The sequence below is a fragment of the Dolichospermum sp. LEGE 00246 genome (genome assembly GCF_015207865.1).
Classification (GTDB): Bacteria; Cyanobacteriota; Cyanobacteriia; order Cyanobacteriales; family Nostocaceae; genus Dolichospermum; species Dolichospermum heterosporum.
In genome coordinates this window covers 1-6,222 of sequence record NZ_JADEWA010000325.1, presented here as the reverse complement: position 1 = coordinate 6,222, position 6,222 = coordinate 1, and the positions used below count along the sequence as shown (strand labels likewise).

Genomic DNA, 6,222 nt, shown 5'->3' with positions numbered 1-6,222 from the left:
ACGGCGCTGTAATTGCGGAAAGAGTGAAAGAGAAGGATTTCAACATTGGTTTCAATGCTTCTACCAACGAATTCGTTGATATGTTGGAAGCTGGTATTGTTGACCCCGCTAAGGTAACTCGTTCTGCACTGCAAAATGCAGCTTCTATCGCTGGTATGGTGTTGACAACCGAATGTATTGTTGTTGACAAGCCAGAACCTAAAGATGGCGCTCCTGCTGCTGGCGCTGGTATGGGTGGCGGAGATTACGACTACTAGAATCTTTTGCTACTTTTAAATAAATGGCCGCTTCCGTAAGGGGGCGGCTGTTTTTTTGGACATCGAACCACAGAGGCACAGAGGACGCAGAGAGAAGATTTTGTTTAAGTTCAACTCAAAGTTAAAAGTTTATCTAGTTTACGTTTTAATTCTGGAGATGTCATTAATGGATTATAAATTTCCCCCTTGTAGGGTTGCCAAACATAACCAGAACTAAACGGTTGGAAACCTGGTAATGTTTCTCCTTCCGGTGCAAGTGCTGTAGATAAAACTAATCCTGGAATAGATAAATTAGGTAAATCTTCTATTAGTTCACTATAGGTTCTAAATTCATCAACTTCTACACCAACTAAAGCATAACGAAAGCTAGAATTAAACTTTAGAGCTTCATAGAATAACAAACCTAACTCTGTCATTAAATAAGCACTTTCAGGGCTATATATTCCCACTTCGCTAACATTATCTGAGTAAACCCGTTCAGGGTAAACCCGACACCACCAATTGTTTTCTATATCTTGAAAAATGTCTGTGCGACACGTGCGAAACACATAAGTACTACGATTTATGAGTACCCATTGATATCCTCTTATTTCCCCAAAATATTGAGCAAATTCCTTAGCATTACTTTCATCAGAGCCACACTCTGCTGATAAACTAAATATCCACGCCATACCTGCCTCCTATTTAGTTCTAATCAATTCTTTCCCAATAATCTTGGGTATTTGCCAAGGCTAATTCGTACCTTTCTAGTAACATTGTAATTCTTGGCGAAATGCTAACGTGGGTTGGGCTATCCTGAACAGCTTGTAAATCTCCAGAGATGTTACTGTCATCAATTTGCCACAGGGGATCTTTTCCATATCCACCAAATTTAGCAGGTTTACGAGGTGCTGGTAAAGCTTCAATGGACAAGGAAACGGACATTCCCTTTTTCTCCTCCCTGAGTGCAACAGCAACCAGTTTTTCTCGAACTTCACGATCTAACTTTGGTAACAAATAGCCATTCTCATCTAGATGACCTACGGGCATTTGCTCAACATTTATATCAATACCAAGTCTAACACCTAATAGTCTGGCACTTCGACCAATTTTGGGCTTACCATTTTCGTCTGTCATGCCCCGATAGTAGAGTTTTACCATTAACTAATATTAGTATATTCGGACAGAATGAATATTATCATGTCGTTTCAGGGATTTTTCACCAATTTACCGATCCTAAAACTCAGGTTTTGTTCGGGTTTTTCGAGTTTGAATAATCGCTGCTTCTGGAAAGGGTTGGCTGTTTTTTGTTGTTAATGGTTAATTTTTAGCTCAAAAATCCCAATTTAATAATATAGTGAATGAAGCTTGAACTTTAAGTTTAACAAGTATGGAAGATTACCAGGCAGCTTTTATGGAGCGCCATACTGACACTGAAACACTAAACCCTCTTAGGAAAGTTGGAGCTATGCACTTCGGTGGTGTAACCATTGAGTGCTTACTAAAAGCAATTATTTGTAATACTCTACCTGGAGTTACAAGTCAAAACTTGAGGACACATAGTTACACAGAACTTCTTAAACAACATAATAAACTTAAATCTAGAATTGATAATTTTTCAGAAGCAAGGAAATGGCTTGATCAAGTTGAAAATCCAATGGGTCAACATTTCATAGATATGCGTTATTCTAGTCTTGAACCTGATGAATTAAATTACAAACGCTGGTTACACGCATACATAAGTATCAAAAGTTGGTTGTTAAACCAAGCTACTCGACTTTAAAGAGGTGAAAAATGCAAGAAAATTGGCAGATTTTGCTAAAACAGCAGATTAAAACCGAGTATGTAGAGAATTCACAAGAATGGGTTGATGTAAATATTTCTACATCCGGTTTATTGAATTTGACTATTGTAAGCGATCGCTTTATAAGTTTATCTATTCCTCAACGTAAAGAACAAATTTCTAACTTACTTCAATCACAAGTTCCTCATTTATCTCCTGGTTTTCTCTCCCTATATACACTTCAAGAAGCTGAATCACTTAATATTTCACCACCACAGATTTTTGATCCAGCATCAATACATACTTGGCAAGATTTAGCTATCCAAGCAGCAAACCCACAAAACCAAGCAACAGCACCTCAGCGCGAACTTAGTCTACCCAGAACAGTAACATTTTATTCCTTTAAAGGAGGAGTAGGACGCACTACAGCATTAACTCATGTTGCTTGGATTTTAGCAATGCGGGGACGTAAAGTTGTGGCTGTAGATTTAGATTTAGAAGCACCTGGTCTAAGTACGGCTTTTAACCTGCAACCACAACCAAAATATGGAATTGTTGACTATTTTTATGAACGTTCCTATTTACCAGAAGGAATAAAGCCGAATATTTCCATTACTGAAATATTTGGTGAAGTAAGAATACCAAACGCTAAAGGAAGATTATTTGTTGTTCCTGCTGGTTGTCTTAGTCTTGATTATATTTCTAAAGTTGATGATCTTCATGCTAATACTGTTATTGATGGAGATCAAAATCTTTGGACTGTTTTCAAGCGGAAAATTTACGAACAATTAAAACCTGATGTTATATTAATTGATTCGAGAACGGGAATTAATCAATGGGGAGCTTTATCATTAATTCAAGCTGCTAATGAAGCAATTATTTTTCTTTTTCCTAATGAACAAAATAAACAAGGAATAGAATTACTATTGCGTTCGCTAAACACTCTAAAAAATCTATCAATCAATTTTGTTTTTTCTCCTGTTCCTGATGTTAGCAAACTTGACAAAGTAAACGAGATTTATAAATCTTTTCTAGATCAAATAAAAATATCCACAGATGAAGAATTTGAAATAGATGATAATGATCCATTAGAACTACCAGAACCTTTAGTAATTCCCTATCTTCAACCCATTGCTTTAGCTGATAATTACCCTGTAAGAGCTTTACTAGATTACTATAATAAAATTGTCAATTTAATTGATGAAGAAACTGATGAAATTGACAGAACAAATATTTTAACTAATTCAGAAACACGCTGGAAAATTATCAAAAGCTTGCAATTTCCTGAAGTAAATGCTGCGGATACAGATCAAAAACAGGATTTCACCCTCCTATTCCAGCGTACCAATGATTTTGAGAAATTTTTAGATCATGCAACTTGTTTAATTAGAGGTAGAAAAGGAACAGGTAAAACTGCTCTATATTGGCTTTTTCTCAAATATAAAAGTGATGCTCAAAAACTAGCTCGTGGTAGATTAGATAATACTGTATTTTTGTCTGCACATGGTAGATATCAGGAAAGTCGTCCGACTCGTGGACAATTCCAATTTATTCATGAAAATTTACAGCAGCAGGGTGGCACATGGGAGGCTTTCTGGAGAGCTTATTTACTCCTTAGATGTCATCAGGAAAATTTATGTAATTTTCCTAAAAATAGGAAAGGTGAAAAATTTAGTGAACTGAAAAATATTATCAATAATTTACCTAAAGGAAAATGGCAATCTGAGTACAATCAAGTTTTGTTAGAATTATCTACTAACGCTATACTAAGTGAAATAGTCAATGATACCATTAACATTATTATTCATGAAGAAGCCAAAAATAAATCTCAGAAAATCTGGTTGCTTTATGATGATTTAGATGAAGATTTTCCTGAAGCAGGAGAAGTAAGACAATCAGCATTATCTGGATTATTTCAATTAGTTCAATCTTGTGATGCAAATCGCCTAACAGAAATTAGATTTAAGATTTTCTTGAGAGAAGATATATGGAATCGTTTAATTTTTGACAATAAAAGTCATTTTACTGGACGCGATATTATTTTACAATGGACTAGGGTTGACTTTTTAAGATTAGCTTTCCGTCAATCAATACAATCTCCAGATTTTAAGGATTTGGTAAATAGATTTTCTCCTATTGCTGAAGATGCAATTGATCAAACTACTGAAGATACAATTGATAAAGCTTTAGAATTGCTTTGGGGAAGTCGTCGCAGAAGAGGAGACAAAGCTAAATATTTATCCAGATGGGTTTATGAAAGATTAACTGATTCTAGTGGTACTACTTTTCCTCGTAGTTTAAGTATATTATTAACAGGTGCAAAAGAACAAGAATTAAGCTATCAAGGAAAATCATCAATTCAAACACCAACAGATCGTTTATTACGTAGTAAATCTTTAGAAATGGGATTGAAAAAAGCATCAGAAAAACGTTGTGATGAAATCAAAGAAGAATATCGTCATTTGACTAAATTTTTTGACTCTCTCAAGCAGAAACCAGCTCTTTTACCTAAAGAAGAATTACATAGCATATGGCAAGAATCAGCACATGATATAGCAGACTTTGAAGAATTTGCTTCTTTTTTAACTGAAATCGGTATTATTCAATTGCGCGAGAAAGATCAACGCTATAAATTTGCGGATATCTATGTATATGGATTTGAGATGATTCGTAAAGGTGCTGTATGAAAATATTTTTTACTTTATATCGCTAGTTATGTAGAAGTTTTCGCACGTTTACGATTTGAAAAAGATTAAAGTTAATTAGTATATTCATAGAGATATTTTATCTTTTCACAAAATACTAACTTTCGTTTTCTCTATGTTTAGAAAAAAACGGAAAAATACGTGAATATACGTTTGTGTATCAGCAGTGCTTGTATTTAAATGTATTCAATAGCATTTTTAGGATCTATCAAGTAAATAACAGATTAAAATATGGCGAAACCAAGGTATGAAGGTTATAGCGACGAAACTCCTACAAAATGCGTGCGCGAAAAATTTGGAGATACTACAGTTTACGCCCAAAATGCTAAATCACTGCTAACAAAAGCGACTGGGTTTATTGCTGCTTATGACTTTACCCTCAATCCTTATCGGGGTTGTCAATATGGTTGTAGTTATTGCTATGCTGCTGCATTTAGCCCTAATCCTAAAATGCGTCAAGACTGGGGTAAATGGGTAATTTATAAAGAAAATGCTGCGGAAATTTTAGCAAAAGAATTAGAAACTTGGTATCGAAAAAATCCCAAGCAACCTCCCAGAATTTACATGAGTAGTGTCACAGATCCTTATCAACCTTTGGAGTCTAAACATCAATTAACTCGCAGTTTATTAGAAGTAATGCTTGATTATCGGCCAAATTTAGTAATTCAAACTCGCAGTCCCATTATTACTAGAGATATTGATTATTTACAAAGGTTTCAACGGTTGCGAATTAATATGAGCATTCCCACAGGTAGCGAAGCCGTGAGAAGAGATTTTGAACCCCGTTCTCCTAGTATTAAAGCCAGATTAAATGCTATTACTAAAATCAGACAAAGTATTGATAGTTTTAAAGGTTTTATTCCTAAAATTTCTATTACAATTACACCTTTACTTCCAACATTACTAACAGATGAAGATGCTTTTATTAAGAAATTAGCTATTGCAGATAGAGTAGTAATTCAAGATTTTCATCCTAATAATAATCGTTCTCTTGTCGCCGGAACTCGTCAAGAAGCTGAAGAAATTAAACAAAAGTATGCTTGGTGGTATAATTCTGAGAGATTTAGTTATCAGAGATTTAAAGAAAAGTTAGTCTCTCAGCTTCCGGGTGTAGAAATAAAAGAAGGAAAAGACGGGTTTGGTTATGAGTAATTTTATTATTAATTGGTGGAGAAGTCAGCAATTTAAATCAGCATTACAGCGTGGTGATACCCGAAGTGCTGTACAAATTTTGCAAGAGATTCAAAAATCGGGAGCAAGTTTTTCATGGTTAGAGAAACTATTTAGGGATAAACTGCAACTTGAACGAAATTTACAGGAAAATAAACACGAAACTGCAAATTTAAGAAACCAAATAACAGCAGCAAAAGAATCAAAATCTCATCTGTTATTAAATCCAAATGCAGAATTTATTAAGTTTATATATCAAGCTTTTAAATTAGTGGATCATGATGAATATAAACTCCAAGCAACAGGAATTGATGAGAGTATATTTGAT

The 6,222-nt window shown here is 34.6% G+C and carries 6 protein-coding genes and 1 pseudogene; 5 read left to right on the top strand and 2 right to left on the bottom strand.

The features are described 5' to 3' along the window. Window positions 1-257 (top strand): TCP-1/cpn60 chaperonin family protein (locus IQ228_RS18635; protein ID WP_304511121.1); only part of this gene is annotated, 257 nt, incomplete at its 5' end. 110 nt (window positions 258-367) lie between these two features. Here IQ228_RS18635 and IQ228_RS18630 read toward each other — a convergent pair. Continuing rightward, window positions 368-928 carry a hypothetical protein gene (locus IQ228_RS18630; RefSeq protein WP_193963893.1) on the bottom strand — a complete coding sequence of 187 codons (561 nt, stop codon included), beginning with the start codon at window positions 926-928 and terminating at the stop codon, window positions 368-370. A gap of 19 nt (window positions 929-947) precedes the next feature. Then, complete coding sequence (locus IQ228_RS18625; RefSeq protein WP_193963891.1) at window positions 948-1,397, bottom strand: hypothetical protein; 450 nt, start codon at window positions 1,395-1,397, stop codon at window positions 948-950. A gap of 229 nt (window positions 1,398-1,626) precedes the next feature. Here IQ228_RS18625 and IQ228_RS18620 point away from each other — a divergent pair, with 229 nt between their 5' ends. The 4 genes and pseudogenes from IQ228_RS18620 to IQ228_RS18605 all read left to right on the top strand — a co-directional run. After that, window positions 1,627-2,019 carry a hypothetical protein gene (locus IQ228_RS18620; RefSeq protein ID WP_193963889.1) on the top strand — a complete coding sequence of 131 codons (393 nt, stop codon included), beginning with the start codon at window positions 1,627-1,629 and terminating at the stop codon, window positions 2,017-2,019. An 11-nt stretch (window positions 2,020-2,030) separates the two neighbouring features. Then, window positions 2,031-4,706, top strand: a complete 2,676-nt coding sequence (locus IQ228_RS18615; protein ID WP_193963887.1) for a ParA family protein — start codon at window positions 2,031-2,033, stop codon at window positions 4,704-4,706. A 249-nt stretch (window positions 4,707-4,955) separates the two neighbouring features. Beyond that, window positions 4,956-5,876, top strand: coding sequence for a radical SAM protein (locus IQ228_RS18610; RefSeq protein WP_027403132.1), 921 nt, complete (start codon window positions 4,956-4,958; stop codon window positions 5,874-5,876). After that, window positions 5,869-6,222: pseudogene (locus IQ228_RS18605) on the top strand (photosystem II assembly protein); the annotation flags it as partial. The gene IQ228_RS18610 and the pseudogene IQ228_RS18605, both read left to right, overlap by 8 nt.